General features: G+C 60.1%; 17 protein-coding genes, 2 tRNA genes and 1 pseudogene. 8 read left to right on the top strand and 12 right to left on the bottom strand.

Features of this window, described 5'->3' with window-relative positions:
* Positions 1-11: 11 nt before the first annotated feature.
* On the top strand, positions 12-641 hold the full coding sequence (locus DBY20_06805) for a hypothetical protein (protein PWL78556.1): 630 nt from the start codon (positions 12-14) through the stop codon (positions 639-641).
* Between the two features lie 24 nt (positions 642-665).
* On the opposite strand, the gene DBY20_06800 is transcribed toward DBY20_06805, so the two are convergent.
* Both DBY20_06800 and DBY20_06795 read right to left on the bottom strand, forming a co-directional pair.
* On the bottom strand, positions 666-2,255 hold the full coding sequence (locus DBY20_06800) for a hypothetical protein (GenBank protein PWL78555.1): 1,590 nt from the start codon (positions 2,253-2,255) through the stop codon (positions 666-668).
* 505 nt (positions 2,256-2,760) lie between these two features.
* A pseudogene (locus tag DBY20_06795) lies at positions 2,761-2,829 on the bottom strand (endoglucanase).
* A 28-nt stretch (positions 2,830-2,857) separates the two neighbouring features.
* Here DBY20_06795 and DBY20_06790 point away from each other — a divergent pair.
* Entirely contained in the window at positions 2,858-3,958 is a 1,101-nt protein-coding gene (locus DBY20_06790) for a hypothetical protein (protein ID PWL78554.1), read from the top strand.
* On the opposite strand, the gene DBY20_06785 is transcribed toward DBY20_06790, so the two are convergent.
* Positions 3,955-5,235 (bottom strand): aspartate kinase, encoded by a 1,281-nt coding sequence (locus DBY20_06785; GenBank protein ID PWL78553.1) that lies wholly within the window; start codon positions 5,233-5,235, stop codon positions 3,955-3,957. The two genes, DBY20_06790 and DBY20_06785, sit on opposite strands and share 4 nt — an antisense overlap.
* Before the next feature lie 78 nt (positions 5,236-5,313).
* Here DBY20_06785 and DBY20_06780 point away from each other — a divergent pair, with 78 nt between their 5' ends.
* The gene (locus tag DBY20_06780) at positions 5,314-5,904 is read left to right on the top strand and encodes a 5-formyltetrahydrofolate cyclo-ligase (GenBank protein ID PWL78552.1); all 591 of its coding nucleotides are present in this window, start codon (positions 5,314-5,316) and stop codon (positions 5,902-5,904) included.
* A gap of 97 nt (positions 5,905-6,001) precedes the next feature.
* On the opposite strand, the gene DBY20_06775 is transcribed toward DBY20_06780, so the two are convergent.
* From DBY20_06775 to DBY20_06760, 4 genes are all read right to left on the bottom strand, one after another.
* A complete protein-coding gene (locus DBY20_06775; protein ID PWL78551.1) occupies positions 6,002-7,240 on the bottom strand; it encodes a phenylacetate--CoA ligase in 1,239 nt (412 codons plus the stop codon).
* A 20-nt stretch (positions 7,241-7,260) separates the two neighbouring features.
* Complete coding sequence (locus DBY20_06770; protein ID PWL78598.1) at positions 7,261-8,082, bottom strand: rubrerythrin family protein; 822 nt, start codon at positions 8,080-8,082, stop codon at positions 7,261-7,263.
* A gap of 212 nt (positions 8,083-8,294) precedes the next feature.
* Positions 8,295-8,370, bottom strand: a tRNA-Phe gene (locus tag DBY20_06765).
* Between the two features lie 47 nt (positions 8,371-8,417).
* Entirely contained in the window at positions 8,418-9,131 is a 714-nt protein-coding gene (locus tag DBY20_06760; GenBank protein PWL78550.1) for a hypothetical protein, read from the bottom strand.
* A 60-nt stretch (positions 9,132-9,191) separates the two neighbouring features.
* On the opposite strand from DBY20_06760, the gene DBY20_06755 reads away from it, so the two are divergent.
* The 3 genes from DBY20_06755 (at position 9,192) to DBY20_06745 (ending at position 10,757) form a co-directional block, all read left to right on the top strand.
* Positions 9,192-9,266: transfer RNA gene (locus tag DBY20_06755), tRNA-Val, on the top strand.
* A gap of 70 nt (positions 9,267-9,336) precedes the next feature.
* Positions 9,337-10,179, top strand: coding sequence for a fumarate hydratase (locus DBY20_06750; GenBank protein PWL78549.1), 843 nt, complete (start codon positions 9,337-9,339; stop codon positions 10,177-10,179).
* A 5-nt stretch (positions 10,180-10,184) separates the two neighbouring features.
* The gene (locus DBY20_06745) at positions 10,185-10,757 is read left to right on the top strand and encodes a Fe-S-containing hydro-lyase (protein ID PWL78597.1); all 573 of its coding nucleotides are present in this window, start codon (positions 10,185-10,187) and stop codon (positions 10,755-10,757) included.
* A gap of 179 nt (positions 10,758-10,936) precedes the next feature.
* On the opposite strand, the gene DBY20_06740 is transcribed toward DBY20_06745, so the two are convergent.
* On the bottom strand, positions 10,937-11,788 hold the full coding sequence (locus DBY20_06740) for a rhamnulose-1-phosphate aldolase (protein PWL78548.1): 852 nt from the start codon (positions 11,786-11,788) through the stop codon (positions 10,937-10,939).
* A gap of 24 nt (positions 11,789-11,812) precedes the next feature.
* Complete coding sequence (locus DBY20_06735; protein PWL78547.1) at positions 11,813-12,457, bottom strand: hypothetical protein; 645 nt, start codon at positions 12,455-12,457, stop codon at positions 11,813-11,815.
* A gap of 160 nt (positions 12,458-12,617) precedes the next feature.
* Here DBY20_06735 and DBY20_06730 point away from each other — a divergent pair, with 160 nt between their 5' ends.
* Both DBY20_06730 and DBY20_06725 read left to right on the top strand, forming a co-directional pair.
* Positions 12,618-13,310: a hypothetical protein gene (locus DBY20_06730; GenBank protein PWL78546.1), complete on the top strand. Its 693-nt coding sequence runs from the start codon at positions 12,618-12,620 to the stop codon at positions 13,308-13,310.
* A 3-nt stretch (positions 13,311-13,313) separates the two neighbouring features.
* Positions 13,314-14,321: a GGGtGRT protein gene (locus DBY20_06725; GenBank protein PWL78545.1), complete on the top strand. Its 1,008-nt coding sequence runs from the start codon at positions 13,314-13,316 to the stop codon at positions 14,319-14,321.
* 76 nt (positions 14,322-14,397) lie between these two features.
* On the opposite strand, the gene DBY20_06720 is transcribed toward DBY20_06725, so the two are convergent.
* From DBY20_06720 to DBY20_06710, 3 genes are all read right to left on the bottom strand, one after another.
* The gene (locus tag DBY20_06720) at positions 14,398-15,423 is read right to left on the bottom strand and encodes an aspartate-semialdehyde dehydrogenase (GenBank protein PWL78544.1); all 1,026 of its coding nucleotides are present in this window, start codon (positions 15,421-15,423) and stop codon (positions 14,398-14,400) included.
* Between the two features lie 93 nt (positions 15,424-15,516).
* Positions 15,517-16,152, bottom strand: coding sequence for a hypothetical protein (locus DBY20_06715; GenBank protein PWL78543.1), 636 nt, complete (start codon positions 16,150-16,152; stop codon positions 15,517-15,519).
* Positions 16,153-16,198: 46 nt separating this feature from the next.
* The gene (locus DBY20_06710; GenBank protein ID PWL78542.1) at positions 16,199-17,401 is read right to left on the bottom strand and encodes an aminoacetone oxidase family FAD-binding enzyme; all 1,203 of its coding nucleotides are present in this window, start codon (positions 17,399-17,401) and stop codon (positions 16,199-16,201) included.
* Positions 17,402-17,408 lie beyond the last annotated feature (7 nt).

Below are 17,408 nucleotides of genomic sequence, written 5' to 3'. Positions count from 1 at the left end.
CGGGGCCGCTCATGATGCTCTACGCATGCGCGAGCTGCATCCTGGGATGGACGGGCATGACGGGCATCGCCCAAGCTTCCCTGCGCACACGTGGATTCGATGCTGCGCTCGGACGTGCTCTTCGCGTGCTCATCACACTCGTGTGCATGAGCGGCGCACTCGGTGCCTGGTTCCTGCTCGACAACGTCATCTGCTGTTTGAGCTTCTCGTTTGCATGCGCGTGCATGGCTGCACTGCTCGTCTGCGATTTGCGTGAGCACGTCCTGCCATCCGAGCTTGTCGCTGCGCTGTTCGCATGCGCTCTTGTCTTTCGCGTGATGGAGGGCGGCGTTACGGAAACAATTGCAATCGTGCTGCCCACGGGAACGATTGCCGCGATCGTGCTGCTGCTCAACTACCTTCGCATGCATCGTGGTGCATGTGAACTCATCGGCTCGGGCGACGTGCGCATGCTCATGCCGCTCGCGCTCTTCTCGGGAACCGAGGGCCTCATGTGCGGTGTCTTTGCCTGCGCGCTGCTCATAGGAGCGTTCGCGCTCGTGCAACTTGCCACGGGCCGTGCGGACCGCCACTCGCATATCGCACTTGCTCCCGGTCTTGCCGCCTGGCTTTTCGCGGGGACGCTGCTTCCGCTGCTATGAGACAAACGTGCCTGGCACGCTGTCTCATATCTTAGTCAAAGAGAGGTTTTTGACTGCCGATGCGACTCGGATCCCGTCGAGTGCGGCCGACATGATGCCGCCGGCGTACCCCGCCCCCTCGCCGCACGGGTACACGCCATGCACATGCGTCGACATGAGCGTATGAGAGTCGCGCACGACGCGCACCGGCGAGGAACTGCGTGCCTCGATGCCCGTGAGCAACGCTCCGGGGTCGGCAAAGCCGCGCAGGTTGCGGTCAAGCACCGGCAGCGCCTCGCGCAGGGCCTCTGCCGCAAAGTCCGGCAGACAGCCCGCAATCGGCGCCTCAACCACGCCGAGCGGATAGCTCGCCTCGGGCAACGTGCGTGGCTTGCCCGCGATACCCGCGAACTGCCCCACGCGTTGCACGGGGGCGTGCCAATCCGCACCACCCGCGGCAAACGCCGCCTGCTCCCAGCGACGCTGGAACGCGATGCCCGAGAGCGGATCGGTCGCATCGGCAAAGTCATCGGGCGTCACGTTGCACAGCAGCGCCGCGTTGGCGTTGGCCCCATCGCGCGCCTGGCGCGACATGCCGTTCACACACAAGCCGCCCTCTTCACTTGAAGCGGCGACCACCTCACCACCAGGACACATGCAGAAGGTATAGACCGATCGAGCGTTCTCAAGATGACACGCAAGCTTGTAATCGGCGGCTCCAAGCGCGGGGTGTCCCGCTGCCTGCCCGTATTGGGCACGATTGATGAACTCCTGCTCGTGCTCGATGCGCACGCCGATGGAAAAGGGCTTGGGTTCGAGCTCGAAACCAAGCTGCTTGAGCAACGCAAAAGTGTCACGCGCCGAATGCCCGCAAGCCAGGACAAGCTGCGAAGCTTCGACTTCGTATCGAGTCCCATCGTCCTCGAGCGTAACGCCATGCAGCATCCCTGCCGCGTCGATATCCATCCCCACAAGCTGCGTGTGAAAGCGCACCTCGCCACCACAGGCGATGATGCGCTCGCGCATGCGCTTGACCACGTCGCTGAGCACATCCGTTCCGATGTGTGGCTTTGCCTGCCAGAGAATCTCACTCGGTGCTCCCGCCGCAACGAAGGTCTCGAGCACATGCGCGATCTGCGGGGAGTTCTTGCCCGTCGTGAGCTTGCCATCAGAGAAGGTGCCGGCTCCGCCCTCGCCAAACTGCACATTGCTCGCCGTGTCGAGCACGCGCGTGCGATGATAACGCTCGACATCCGCCGTGCGTTCCTCGACAGGTGCCCCGCGCTCGATAACGAGCGGACACAAGCCTGCCTCGGCAAGTTCGAGGGCAGCGAACAGTCCGGCAGGACCCGTCCCCACGACCACGGGACGCAAATCCACGGGCCGATGCTCGGGAAGCGGACGCTCCTCGATGGGCCGCACCGCATGCGGAGCTCCCTCGCCCTCGCCGATACCAACAGTCGCGACAAAGTGCACGTCGCTCTTGCGACGCGCATCGATGGAGCGTCGCAGCAAGTAAGCGTGCTGCACGCCGAGGATATCTGCAAGCACTTGCGAGGAACGATCAGGCTGCAGATCGCACACGACCGCAAGACCCTGATCGAGCGTCAATTTGATATTGGGACGTTTCTCCATCGATGATGCTCCTGCCGTCACGACATTGGTCGCGATTCCTGATGCAGCCCATTGTAATACGCCGCTTACCGCATTCTCTTGCCACCGTGCATCCACACGTCACAACGCGCAGACAATCCCGCGCCAGCAAAGCTCACGAGCCTGATATAGTTTACGAGCACACGTGCTTGATAGGGAGAAAACACAGCATGCAGCGGTTTCCAGACACATTCCAACAAGGTTCTGGCCCATATGCTTCGATGCAGCAGGCAAAGCACGCCGATTGGCGCACCTCGCGGACTGTCCTTATTGCAGCTACCCTCATGCTGGCCGCGCTTATCACGATGGTCTCTCTCGCAAGGCCTGCGCATGCTGCAGAAGAACCGTTGGACAGCAATGTCGCTCTCGAAACTCTCGAAGCGAATACATCCCCATCAACTGACATAGACGCGATGCCTGTCACCGATGTCGTCCTCGCGCAGGATGATTCGACACCGGATGATCCCGGGCCAGTCGACATCGTCGTCGACGAGCAACCTGCCCCAGAGCCTGAACCTGCTCCGGATCCTGAACCCGCTCCTGAACCCGAGCCCGAACACCCGCTCACTCAGTCGGAAGAGACCGTGCCGCTGTACCGCATCTACAATGCGCAGACGAGCGAGCACTTCTACACCACGGACCGCGCGGAGCGCGATAGCATCTGCAGCATCGGTTGGGTCTACGAAGGCGTCGGCTGGATGGTGCCGCTCTTCTCTGACCTGCCGGTGTTCCGCCTGTATAACCCCTATGCGGGCGACCATCATTACACGCTCTCCGTCATCGAGCGCGACAATCTTGTCGAACACGAATGGCGCTTTGAGGGCATCAGCCACTATTCGGCCGTTGACGAAGCAATTCCCGTCTATCGCCAGTACAACCCCAACGCATGGACAGGTACGCATAACTTCACCATCTGGCCCGACGAAGACCAGATGCTCACGGGCGCCGGCTGGCATTCCGAAGGCGTGAGCTGGTATGCCGCCGCGCTTCCCGTGCACGAGGACGGGCCGGGCATCAACACCGCGAACCTCCGCTGTCTGGTTGCGGGAAGACCCGACTGGGGCTTTTCGACATATGGTCAAATCAACATGGACCAGCGCGGGACGTGGGAACATCACATGTGGAATGGGGATGTGGCCTTTGTCGCGATTAACCACAACACCGGCGCCTGCATCTCTTACAACGCAGGCAAGGACTACTACAGCGCATCGTCCATCAAGGGTCCCTACATCGCATCGCTTTGCATGAACGACGCACCTAGCGTTTGGGGCGTACGCAACACGATCAACGAGACGATCTACTACTCGAGCAATACAGGCTATAGCTCGCTGTATAACCGTTACGGGCGCTGGTACATGGACAAGATCGCAGGTGACAGCGGCGTCGAGATACGCATGAACCGCGGGCATTACACCGATATCACGCCCCTGGAACTTGCCGAGCTCTGGATCACCATCGACGAGTACCTGCGTTATGGCGGCCCCAATCGCGACCTGTTCGCAGACGCCTTCCGCGATCACTGCTATTACAAGGAAGGCTGGATTTGGGGCGCCAACTACGGCGGCGCCCTTGACGTACTCGGAGGCGTCGAAGGCGACTGCATCTACGCAGTTGCGACGCACTACTCCTACGGCGACGGGCGCCTCTGGGATCTGAGAAACGCGGTGTTGTCAGCCGTGTGCTAGCGGCCCTTCTTGGCTTTGGCGGCAAGCTCCTCGGCAGAGAGCTGCGTCTCCTCGAACACCTTGGCGCCGTCGAGACCGAACGCCGTGTGCAGCAAGCGCACTGCCTCCTCGGCGCTCTCGGCCGGAATGACGACGCTCGTGCGGATGTCAGAGGTCGAAATCATCGTGATGTTGATACCGCCCTCGGCAAGCGTGCGGAACATCTGCGCCGCGACGCCCGAGTTGACCTTCATGCCCGCACCGATGATGGAGACCTTCGCGACTTCCTCGGTAATGAGAAGCTCGCGTGCGCCGAGTTCGCGCACGATGCGATCCATGACCTCGGTCGTCTTCTCGATATCGGCGCGCGGACTTGTGAAGGTGATGTCGGTGTGCCCGTTCTCGGAGAGGTTCTGAATGATCATGTCGACACCGAGATTGGCATCGGCCATGGCCCCAAAGACCCTGGCGGCTACGCCCGTGGTGTCAGGCACGTCACGAATCGTGAACTTGGCTTCCGAAAGGTCGTGTGCGACGCCGCTGACAATAGCCTTTTCCATAGTGGGGTCATACTCCTTCACTATCGTGCCCGGCTCATCGCTGAATGACGAGCGGCAATGTATCACCACGCCAAAATTACGCGCGAACTCGATGCAGCGCTTGTGCAACACGCCCGCGCCGCCCGCGGCCATCTCGAGCATTTCCTCGTAGCTGATCTGGTCAATCTTGCAGGCACGCGGAACGATGCGCGGATCGGCCGTGTAAACGCCGGCAACGTCCGTGTAAATCTCGCAAACGTCTGCCTTGATGCCTGCCGCGATGGCGACCGCCGTGGTGTCCGAGCCACCACGACCGAGCGTCGTGATATCGCCGGCAGCATCGATACCCTGGAAGCCGGCAACGATGACGATGCGGCCTTCGGAAAGTGCCACGCGGATGCGATCGGCGTGAATCTCGCGAATCGATGCCTTGCCGTGCACGCTATCGGTGATAAGGCCAATCTGACGGCCGGAGAGGCTGATGGCCTCCTCGCCAAGCTCGGCGACGGCCATGGCCAAAAGCGACATCGAGACCATCTCGCCCGTGGAGAGCAGCGTGTCCATCTCGCGCGGGTCGGGTGACTCGGAGATGGAGCTGGCAAGCGCCACGAGGTCGTCGGTCGTCTTGCCCATGGCAGACACGACGGCAACAACGCTATCGCCAGCACGCTTGCGGCTGACGATGCGCTGCGCGACGCTCCTGATGCGCTCAGGGTTCGCGACGGAAGTTCCGCCGAATTTTGCAACAACTACAGACATGCTCGGAATGGTAGCAAATAATCCCCGCGTATCAGGCTCGATTTCTCACTTCTGCATACTTTTGGTACTATATTCGCCATGAATACTGCAGAAGAAAAGGCTGCGCTGCGAGAAAGCATGCGCGCCAAACGTGGTTCGATCGCAGCTGATGTTCGCAAAACGTATGAGGCAGCATTAGAAGATAGGCTCTTCAATCTTCCAGCCCTCAGGCATGCGAAATGCATCGCCGTCTACTATCCCACCGGGTCAGAAGCACGATTTGTCTCAAATCGGGAAAAACTGTTCCTGTTTGATCAGCGTCCCGTCATCGCCTTTCCCCTCGTCCGCTCCGAGACGAACATGTCATTCTTCGCCTTTGACATGAACGATGATTGGAGCGTCCTCGAAACGCCGCGAGAGATAGTGACGGAGCTCGACTCCTCCCGGCACGTTCCGCCGGAAAACATCGATCTCATACTCGTGCCAGGCATCGCCTTCGACAAGCACGGCAATCGCCTGGGCCAGGGCGGCGGATTCTACGACCGTTTCCTCCCCTATCTAAGCGCGGAGAGCATGACGATTGGCATCGCATTCGACGAGCAGATTGTCGACGAGGTGCCACGCGAGGCAACCGATTGCCGCGTCGACTACATCGTGACCCCCACGCGCGTCATCACCGCAGAGAAATAACGTCAAGCACAGGCGTACGCCGTCCCATTGTCATCTCGACTGGAGCGGCCGATAGGCCGCGTAATGGAGAGATCTCACTCGAAATGACAACAGGGGCCTAGTACCTGTTGTCGAAGATGCGCGTCGTCTTCTTCTCGCTACGTGGCAAATCCTCGATGTCGACGGGTTTGACCTGCGGTGTGAAGCCGATGCGGTTCTTGAACTCCGTCGCGATGGTCTCTTCCATGTTGTACTTGTTGGCGCTGGGCTCGACCTCGACGAAGAGCGTGGCGATGTCCTTGCCGTTGAGATGGTCGATCATCATCTGGTACTCGCTGCTGGCGCCATCGACTGCGGCGATGACCTCCTCAATCTGCGCCGGGAACATGTTGACGCCGTGCACCTTGACCATGTCATCGGTACGACCCGTGATGATATCGATGCGCGGATGCTCGTTGTGCCCGCAGGCGCAATCGCCCGGCACGATGCGCGAGAGGTCATGCGTGCGGAAGCGGATGAGCGGCGCACCCTCCTTCTGCAGCGTCGTGAGCACGATCTCTCCCGGCTCGCCGTCGGGAACGGGCTCTCCCGTGACGGGGTCGATAATCTCGAGGTAGACGTAGTCGCTCCAGATATGCACGGCGCTATCGGCCTGGCAGTTAATGCCAATGCCGGGGCCGTAGACCTCGGTGAGGCCGTAGATGTCGTAGAGCTCGACACCGAGCTCGTTGGCGATGCGACGACGCATCTTCTCGCCCCAACGCTCCGAGCCGATGATGCCCTTGCGCAGCTTGATTTGGTCGCCGATACCGCGCTTGGCGATTTCCTCGGCAAGGCGCAGCGCATACGAGCTCGTCGCGCACAGCACCGTGCTCTCGAGGTCCATCATCATCTTGAGCTGCTTGTCGGTGTTGCCCGGTCCCATGGGAATCGCCATGGCGCCAAGCAGCTCGCAGCCAAGCTGGAAGCCGATGCCGGCAGTCCACAGGCCGTAACCCGGCGTGATGTGCACACGGTCTTCCCTCGTGACACCTGCATACTCGTAGCAACGTGCAAATTGAATCGCCCAGTCCTCGACGTCCTTCTTGGTGTAGGGAATGATGACAGGCGTGCCCGTCGTACCCGAAGAGCTGTGAATGCGCACGATCTGCTCGGGCGGAACGGCGGCGATTCCGAGCGGATAGGCCTCGCGCAAATCGCCCTTATCGGTAAAGGGGAGCTTCTCGAAATCGCTTTGGTCCTTAATCGCGTCGATGTCGATACCCGCGAATTTCTTTGCATAGAAGCCGTCGGGAATTGCAACGAGCTTCTTGAGCTGGGCCTTGATGATGTCAAATTGCTCTTCGGTCATGTGCATGGTGCGTAAAACCTTTCAATCTAGACGTCGACGCCAAGGAATGTGCGAACAGCGTATCCCAAAACGAAGGACAGCGCCGCGACACCAAGAGAAATCGCACACATCTGCCCAAAGTTTTTGCCAAACGATACATCACGTGCAACGGAGGTGTAGAAATTGAAGCCTGCCAGAATCAGCACCACGAGGACGAGCATGATGCCCATGGCCAGCAGATACATCTTGTCATCGAGGATAAGGTAGGGCAGCAGCAGTATGACAACGGTGATGAAGTACGCCCCACCTGTCATGAGACCCGACTTGGCCGCATCGCCCTTGCCGTCGCTGCGCTCGGCCAGATACTCGCTCGCGGCCATGGAAAGCGTCGCCGCAACGCCGGTGATGAGGCCGGAGAGCGCAATGAGGCGTGTGTTCTGCATGGCGAGCGTGAGACCGGCGAGCGTACCGGTTATCTCGACGATGGCATCGTTCATGCCAAGAATCATCGCACCGACGTAGGAAAGACGCTTCTCGTTGAGCAGCGCAAAGAGCTCGTCATCGCGTTTCTGCTCGTCTGCCTGCATCTTCTCGACCTCGGGCATTTCGCTCAAAAGTCTCTTGGAATGGTTGACGAACTTGATCTTGCGCCGATCCATGAGCTTGGCGGCGAAGGTAAAGCCGAAGATGCGTGCCATACGCGCGTAGCGCTTGACCTTGCGCTCGTCTGCAGCAAGTTGCTTGTTGGTGTAGGTCTCGAGCGCCTTGGCCTGACTTGCGATCTCGTCGGCAACCCTGGTAAGCGCCTCGCGATTATGTTCGTCCTTGATGGCGTCGGCCATCGCATGATAGGCGGCAGCTTCCGTCATCTCGCTCTGCTGGATACGCAGAAGAATCTTCTGGATGTCCGCGCCGTATGCCACGCGATGCTCCTCCCGTCGAGTGCGAATTCATTATAGCCAATCAAGATGGATGAGGGTTCGTCTGAAGCGCTTCCCTCATCGTGCCGGTCAGAGGAAGAGCAAAAGGGAAGGGCCGAGGAAAGAAAAAGACCGCCTGACGAGGCGGTCTGAGTGGTTGATGGTGGCTAGAGAGGGACTTGAACCCCCGGCACAGGGATTTTCAGTCCCCTGCTCTACCGACTGAGCTACCTAGCCACAGGCGCTTTACAGCAGCGGTTAGTTTACCAAAACGAGCGTTGCGGTCAAGCGTCGTCCCTCAAGAGGTCCACGGCCTGGCACGCAAGGTCCCTGATCTCGTCGTCTTCGCTCTCCGACAACTCGAGCAAAGGGTCGAGCGCCGCGAGGTCCTTGAAGTGGGCGAGCGCCTCGATGGCATAGCGCACGACCCATTCGTACTCGTCATCAAGCGCTTCGATGCATGCCTCGGTCGTCTGCTTGTCAGCCGGGAAGTGTCCGAGCGTCCAGATGCAGGCCGCACGCAGCTCGTCTTCCTCGTCACCGAGAGCGCCGAGCAGGGCGACGCGGGCACGCTCGATGAGCGCGGCATCTGTCGTGATGTCGAAACCGGGAAGCGACGAGCGCTCGCCGATAGCCGTCGCGGCGGCGACGCGTATGGAAGGCGCGATTGTTTTATCCGCGACGATCTCGCAGAGCTTGTCGAGGCAGCGCGTGGTGGGAATCTGGCCAAGCGACCAGGCGCAATTCACGGCAACGCGCTCGTTCGGATCATTCAAACACTCGACCAAAGCCTCGAACGCACGGTCGTCGCCGAAAATGCCGAGCGCCGTGGCAGCAGCCGCCCGCACCTCGTCCACCGGGTCAAAGAGGCAGACAAGTACGGGCGCGAAGCCGCGTGCATCAGCAGCCTTGGCCAGGCCCGCAACCGCCATGGCACGAGCGCGGGGATCATCATCGTGCGTAAACTCGATGAGCAGTTCAATGTTCTCAGCGGGCATCGCGCCCCTCCATTCTCCATCTGTACTTTGGAGGATTTTACGATAAAATGCCAAGGCACTGGGCGATTAGCGCAGCGGGAGCGCATCTGCCTTACAAGCAGAGGGCCGCAGGTTCGAACCCTGCATCGCCCACCAGAGATTTCTTCGAGCCGCTCCGTGCGGCTCGTTTCATTGGTACGGCCATTTCGATTGAGAGCATGTGCATATGAGAGTAATTCAAACATCGGAGATTACGAATGCGGTGAGCGAGCTCTGTATCCGGGCCAACTGCGTCATGAACGAAGGACTTTTGAACGCACTGCATGAGGCACGTGACAGCGAAGAGTTGCCCGTGGCCAAGGCGACGCTCGGCTGCATGCTCGAAAACGCCGCCATTGCCGCTGGCGAAATGGTGCCTATTTGCCAAGACACGGGTGCGGCCTGCGTCTTCGTCGAACTGGGCCAGGACGTACATATCGAAGGCGGCTCGCTCGTCGATGCCATCAACGCAGGCGTTGCGCTCGGCTATACCGAGGGTTACCTACGCAAGTCGATGGTGGCAGACCCGCTGCGTCGCGTGAACACGGACGACAATACGCCCGCGCTCATCACCGTCGATATCGTGGATGGCGACGCTCTCAAGATTACGCTTGCGCCCAAAGGCGCTGGCTCGGAGAACATGGGGCAGCTCAAGATGCTCAAGCCGGCTGACGGTATCGATGGAGTGCGAGACTTCGTGCTCGACGCCGTCAGGCACGCCGGCCCCAATCCCTGCCCACCCATCATCGTAGGTGTGGGTGTGGGTGGCAACTTTGACCACGTCGCTTCGCTCGCCAAACGCGCCCTGCTTCGGCCCGTGGGTGTGCACAACCCCGACCCCTTTTACGCGCAGCTCGAGGTCGAATTGCTCGATGCCATCAACGCTTTCGGCACCGGCCCTGCCGGCTTCGGTGGTGCGACGACAGCCCTCGCCGTCAACATCGAGCAGGCTCCCACGCACATCGCCTGCTTACCCGTCGCAGTCAACATCAACTGCCATGTCGCTCGCCACGAAGAGGTGGTGCTGTAATGGGAATGCCTGAAGCACAGCGCATCGACGGAGACATCACCCGCGAGCTTGCACAAACGTTGCATGCAGGGGACCAAGTGCTCTACAGCGGCATCATCTATACCGCGCGCGATGCGGCGCACAAACGCCTCGTCGAGGCGCTCGATGCTGGCGAGGAGCCGCCCATCAGCATTGACGGTGCCATCATCTATTACGCCGGTCCTGCACCCGCCAAGCCTGGCTACCCCATAGGCCCTGTTGGCCCGACTTCAAGCTACCGCATGGATCCGTATGCCCCACGTCTGCTTGACCTTGGCCAGCGCGCGATGATTGGCAAAGGTGCCCGTAGCCAAGAAGTCATCGATGCGGTCATCCGCAACGAAGCAGTCTACTTTGCCGCGATTGGCGGTGCAGCGGCGCTCATCGCCAAGAGCGTCAAGCGTGCCGATGTGGTGGCATACGATGATTTGGGGACGGAGGCAATCAGGCGCCTCGAGGTCGTGGATATGCCGTTGACCGTCGCCATCGATTGCCATGGCGGCAACATTTACGAGACAGGTCCAGCAGAGTACCTGGCAAATTACCGTCATCTCGACTGAGGTGACCGTCAGGACGTCCCCGTACTGTCATTTCGACCGGAGCGACCGTAGGACATCCCCGTACTGTTATTTCGACCGGAGGCGCGTAGCGCCGTAGCGGAGAAATCTCGGAGCGAGAGATTTCTCGACTCCGCTTCGCTTCGCTCGAAATGACAGAGGTGTGACCGTCAGGCCGCGGCCTACTCCAGGAAGTCCTCATTGGGATGCAGCCCATAGCGTGCGCAAACGGCGCGCAGCTGGTCGTCGCTCACCAGGTGTGGCGGTTCTGCTCCCCCGCTTGCGGCACGAGCCTCCAGGTAGATAGCTGCCGATTTCTCGACTGTCTCAATCGCGCCGAACGCCTTCTCGAAACTAGCCGCTCGCGACATGATGCCATGCTGCGTCCAAACGCAAACGGTGTAGTGCGCCATGAGCTCGCAGGTTGCCGTGGCAAGCTCGGGGCTACCCGGCACCATCCACGGCAACACGCCAACGCCTTGGGGAAACACGATGATGCCCTCGGTCATGATGCGCCACAGCGTACGCGTCCACATACGCGCCTGCGGCTCGAGCAACGTCGAGAGCGCGATGACATGCGGGCAGTGCGCATGATAGACCACGCGATCGGCACCGTCACCAGCACGCAGGGCAACATCAAAAGCGGCTAGATGCGTCTCGAGCTCGCTCGAAGGACGGACGCCATCTTCGAAGCCCCAGCGAATGCGCCAGGCGCTGCCATCAGCATCGAGTTCGATGACGCCACATCCACGTGAGCCATCGTTTGCAAGGCTGCTCAAGTATGCACCCGAGGCAGTCATGAGGAAGTGCATGCCGGCAAGCTCGGGGACAGGCTGCTTGAGTGCATGCCACGCATCCTCACGCTTGAATAGGGACGTAAACATGCGCAGGTCTTCCTCGGTCAAACGGTAGCTCAGATTGCCCCCATTGGCTTCATGCCAACCTCGCGTGGACGCCTCGGTGCATAGACGGACGAAGCCCCATAGGCACGGAGGCCACGCGGCATACATGGGTTCATCGTATTGGGCGGTCATTGATGCGATGCGCGAAGCAGGCCGCTAGCCGATGCGCGGCGGCGTGCTGGCAGGCGGAATCGGCGGTACGAGCGGAGAGCCCATTGGAGGTGCTGCGGGTGCAGGGCGTGGTGCGGTAGAAGACTGCGTCTGCGTGGCAGGCTGGGAAGCCTGTGTTGTCTGCTCGGCTTGAGCTTGCTTGGCGCTCTCAAAGAACTCGTTGCGTTGCTCGCGAGCCTCCTTGACAGCGTCGCCTTCCTCTCCAAGCTCGCTTTGCAACGAGGAAATCATCTGCTCGAAATACATGCAGAGCTGGTTTTGCGCGCCCTGGTTGAGCTTGCCAAAGATGATTTCGGGCATCTTTTGATCCGGAAGCTCGACAGCCTTGCCCTTGTCCGTAAGCCAGACAAGCATGACGCGCCTATCGTCTGGAGAAGCGGAGCGCTCGACATAGCCATCCTTCTCCATCTTACCCAGAACCTCGTTGAGGGAGGAAACACGAATGCCCATGACGGTCGCCATTTCCTTTGTGCTTACGCCATCCTTCTGCTTAAGAAGCGCGAGAACACGACCACGACCACGTGTCGTATCGCCAAGAGGGCCCAACTTGCTGGTGTTTTTATTGCGAACAGCTTCCACCATCTGACGAATTAACATGTACTTGTCAAAAAGCTCGCCCTCACGACCCATGGCTTCCTCCGTTTATATATGGTACCTGTAAATAACTACTATAAATTATACGGTGGCTGTACGAAATGTCAAGGAGCGAAGCGGTATCTTTCCCGCTTAGATGCTATATAATCACCAATTGCACGACCCATAGCGCAATTCGCATGGAAGGGAGTTCAAGGTGTACTACTCAAAAGAGATCGAGCTCATGTGCCCGGTCGCGAAGGGAGCCTATCACGGTCCCGCCCCCATCCCCGAAGAGGGCAAATGGGTTCAAGCGAAGGAGATTTCCGACATCAGCGGCTTCACACACGGCGTCGGCTGGTGCGCTCCGCAACAAGGTGCCTGTAAGCTCACCCTCAACGTCAAAGACGGCATCATCGAAGAGGCTCTGGTCGAGACCATCGGCTGCTCGGGCATGACGCATTCCGCTGCCATGGCAAGCGAAATCCTCCCTGGCAAAACGCTGCTTGAAGCCCTCAACACGGACCTCGTCTGTGACGCCATCAATACCGCCATGCGCGAACTCTTCCTGCAGATCGTCTACGGACGAACGCAGACCGCCTTCTCCGATGGTGGCCTTCCCATCGGCGCCGGTCTTGATGACCTCGGCAAGGGCTATCGCTCGATGGTCGGCACCATGTACGGCACCAAGCTCAAAGGTTCGCGCTATCTCGAGCTCACGGAGGGCTATGTCACGCATATTGCACTCGATGAGAATGACGAGATCATCGGCTATGAATACGTCAACTTCGGCAAGATGATGGATGCCGTCAAAAACGGCGTCGACGCCAACCAGGCAATCAAGGACGCAACGGGCAGCTACGGTCGATTTGACGAAGCGGCCAAGGTCATCGATCCGAGGAAGGAGTAGACCATGGCAGAGTTCGAGAACATGGACCATAGGCTCGACAAGATCAACGCAACGCTCAAGGAATACGGCATGGGCACCCTCGACGATGCCGAGAAGGTGTGCAAGGAAGCCGGCATGGATCCGCTCCCCTACGACATCGTCAAGAGCGTACAGCCCATCTGCTTCGAGGATGCAGCCTGGGCATATACGGCTGGTGCCGCCATTGCCATCAAGAAGGGTGTCAAAAGCGCTTCCGAGGCGGCCAGCGCCATCGGTATCGGCCTGCAGGCCTTCACCACGCCTGGCTCCGTCGCCGACGACCGCAAGGTCGGCCTCGGCCATGGCAACCTCGGCGCGATGCTCCTGCGCGACGAGACCGAGTGCTTCGCCTTCCTGGCGGGCCATGAGAGCTTCGCCGCGGCAGAGGGCGCCATCGGCATCGTGAAGAACGCCAACAAGGCACGCAAGAAGCCACTGCGCGTCATCCTCAACGGTCTCGGCAAGGACGCCGCCCAGATCATCAGCCGCATCAACGGTTTCACCTATGTGCAAACGCAGTTCGACTACGCCACGGGCGAGCTCAAGGTCGTCAACGAGACCCGCTACTCCGCAGGCGAGCGTGGCGATGTGCACTGCTATGGCGCCGATGACGTACGTGAAGGCGTCGCCATCATGCACCATGAGGGCGTGGATATTTCCATCACGGGCAACTCCACCAACCCCACGCGCTTCCAGCATCCCGTCGCGGGCACGTACAAGAAGGAGTGCATCGAGCTAGGCAAGGACTATTTCTCGGTCGCAAGCGGCGGCGGCACGGGCCGCACGCTGCATCCGGATAACATGGCTGCCGGCCCTGCCTCCTACGGCATGACCGACACCATGGGTCGCATGCACTCCGATGCGCAATTTGCCGGCTCCTCGAGCGTCCCGGCGCACGTCGAGATGATGGGCTTCATCGGCATGGGCAACAATCCCATGGTCGGCGCAACCGTCGCCGTAGCCGTTGCCACCAACGCAGCCATCAACGGCTAGATCTCTCGCACACATGCAAGGAGGCGGGTCATGTGACCCGCCTCCTTCTTCTTTAATTGATGATTTGCGAAGGCCCCTACGGGAGCAGCTCCTCGGCAATCTGGACGGCGTTGAGCGCCGCGCCCTTGCGAATCTGATCCATGACGAGCCAGAAAGCGAGACCACCCTCGACCGTGGGATCCTGGCGAATACGACCAACGAAGACGTCATCAGTGCCTTGCAGCAGGCCAGGCATGGGGTACACGTTGGCACCCGGATCATCCATGACCGTTACACTCGCGGCAGCCTCAAACGCATCGCGGGCTTCATCAGGCGTGACCGGCTTGTTAAGCTCGACGTTCACGCTTTCCGCATGGCAACGCAGCACGGGGATGCGCACGGCCGTCGGAGCTACTTTGATGCCCGCATCGCCAAAGATTTTGGCGGTCTCGACGACCATCTTCCACTCTTCCTTGGTGTAGGCATCATCCATGAACACGTCAATGTGAGGGATGACGTTAAACGCGATCTGGTCGGAAAACGCCTCGATGGTGAGCTCCTCGTCATCGAGGAACTGACGCGTCTGGTCGTAGAGCTCGTTCATGGCCTTGAGACCGGCACCGCTGGCAGCCTGGTAGGTACTCACGACGACGCGTTTGATGCCACCGGCGAGATCGTAAAGCGGCTTGAGCGCAACAACCATCTCGATCGTCGAGCAATTGGGGTTGGCGATGACGCCCGAGTGCCACTCGAGGTCCTTCGCGTTAACCTCGGGCACGACGAGAGGGACGTCATCGTCGGTACGAAATGCGCTTGAGTTGTCGATCATGACGCAACCCGCATCGACCACGGCCTGACGATACGCCTTGGAAGTGTCACCGCCACAGGCGAAAAGCGCGATGTCGACGCCCTCGAAGCTTGCCGGCGTCATCTCCTCGACCACGAGTTCGCCATCGTTGAACGACACCGTGCTGCCAGCAGAGCGCGCAGATGCGAGCGCCTTGACTTTCGCAGCCGGGAAATTGCGCTGTTCGAGCACCTTGAGCATCTCGCGGCCAACGACGCCCGTTGCGCCAGCCACAGCGACAACAGGCTGTGCGGGCATGGGTTTGTTCCAAGTCATGTTCGTTCCTCTCAGGATTTCATATGAAGTGCAGACAATGATAGCGCAAGAGCACCGCGAAAATGAGACAGTTACCCAGAGCAACTATCTCATTTATAGCGCCATGGCACGAGCGAGCTTGGAGAGAGGCTGCGTTTCGAGCCCGAAGCGCTCTTGCATCCGGGTTGCACATGCGTGAAATGCTTCCTCCGAGCCACTCAGGTGCTCAAGCTCCATCTCGTGAATAGGTGCCGTGCGACCTTGTCGGCGCATTTCTCCTGTGTCGATAGCGAGCGCTGCCGTGAAGTCATCACATGCGAGCACATATTCACGCCGCGTGAAATCGGTCTCGCACGTCGGCTGCGGCTTTGCCGCGAGCAACATCTCGCATACGTCCGCCGGAGCGCCGACATCGGGCAGCATCCCCAACCCCTCGATGATATCGTCGGCAGCAACCTCGAACTCCTGCCGTGCCTTGCACGCACCGCTTGCCTGCGCAGCAAGCTTGAGGCAGCACACGGACTCGTCATTCTCCTGACGTATGCGCAAACCACCACGCATGCGGCGCACGTCCTCGGCTACGGTATCGTAGTAGATCGCACGCATGCGCAACGTGCATGGTTCACCCAGCATCGGGGCAAGCTCATCATCGCCGAGCAGCTCCGCGAGCACGCCCTCGTCAGGCAGCTCCCATTTGTACTCGATTTCCATAAACCCTCCCTCGCGATGAGACACATGGGACAGGTACATCTGTCTCACTGCATGCAGTGAGACAGATGTACCTGTCCCATGTGTCTCATTTCGCAGCTGCGGTGCCGGCCGCGATGCCGCTTGCCCAAGCCCAATGCAAGTTGAAGCCACCGCAGCGACCGTCCACGTCAATGGTCTCGCCTGCGGCGTAAATGCCCGGCTTGAGGCGCGACTCGAGCGTGAGCGAGTCGAACTCCCAGGGCGAAGCACCACCGCGCGTCACCTGCGCCTGATTGGTCTCTGCAAGCCCCGTCACGCGCACGCGAAAGTCCTTTGCCGTCGCCGCAATCTTGGGCAGCGTCTTGGCTGTCGCCGGCTCGGAAGGCTTGAAACCCGCCATGCGCACAACGGCATCGTTTACACGTGTGTGAAAGCATCCGCACATGAGCTCGGTGAAGTTGGGCGTGCGGCCAAAGAGCTCGTTGATGCTCGTGGAAAGCGATGCGTACTTCGCCGTAAAGTAGTTGACACACTGGCTCGGACTCAGCTGTGGCAGGAAATCGAGGCTCAGGATGCCGCCTGCACCGATCTCGCGCGACATGTCGAAGATGACGATGCCAGACAAACCGTAGTCGCGAAACAGCACCTCACCATAGCTCACGATACGCGGCTCGGCTGCCTCCTCGTCCTCGTAGCCGCTCACACGTACGCGAGCCCGCACGCCTGCCAGGCCCTTGAGCGGTTTGGTGTCGGTCTTGAGGGGACAGAGCACCGGGGAAAACGGCTCCACCGTATGCCCCAGGGCCGAGAGCAGGTCCGTGCCGCCACCCGTCGCGATGACGACGGCGTCGGCATCGAACGTGCTCTTGTTTGCACACGTGAGGCGATAGCCAGGCTTCGCCGCGGCGATCTCGGTAACTTCCTGGCCGTTGCGCACGTCAACGTTATTCCACTTGCAGGCATCGCGCAGCACGTCGAGCACGGTGTTGGCGGTGTTCGAAAACGGATAGATGCGGCCCTGATCCTCCTCGGTGACAAGCAGACCAAGTTCGCCGAAGAAGCCGAGCACGCGCGAGCTGGGATATGCCTCGAGCAAGGGCATGACGGCAGCACCATTGTAGTAATCGGTGAGTTGAATATTGGCATTGGTCATGTTGCAGCGGCCGTTGCCCGTCTTGAGGATCTTCTGTCCCACGCGCTTGCCGGCCTCGACGATCGTTACCCGTGCGCCAGCACGGGCAGCGGAAATCGCCGCGACCAAACCGGCGGCTCCGCCTCCGACCACGACGACTCGCTTCTTGTTGCCCATGAAACGC

Source organism: Coriobacteriia bacterium, from assembly GCA_003149935.1.
Lineage (GTDB): Bacteria > Actinomycetota > Coriobacteriia > Coriobacteriales > QAMH01 > QAMH01.
The sequence above is the reverse complement of the archived record's forward strand: the minus strand, read 5'-3'. Positions and strand labels throughout refer to the sequence as shown.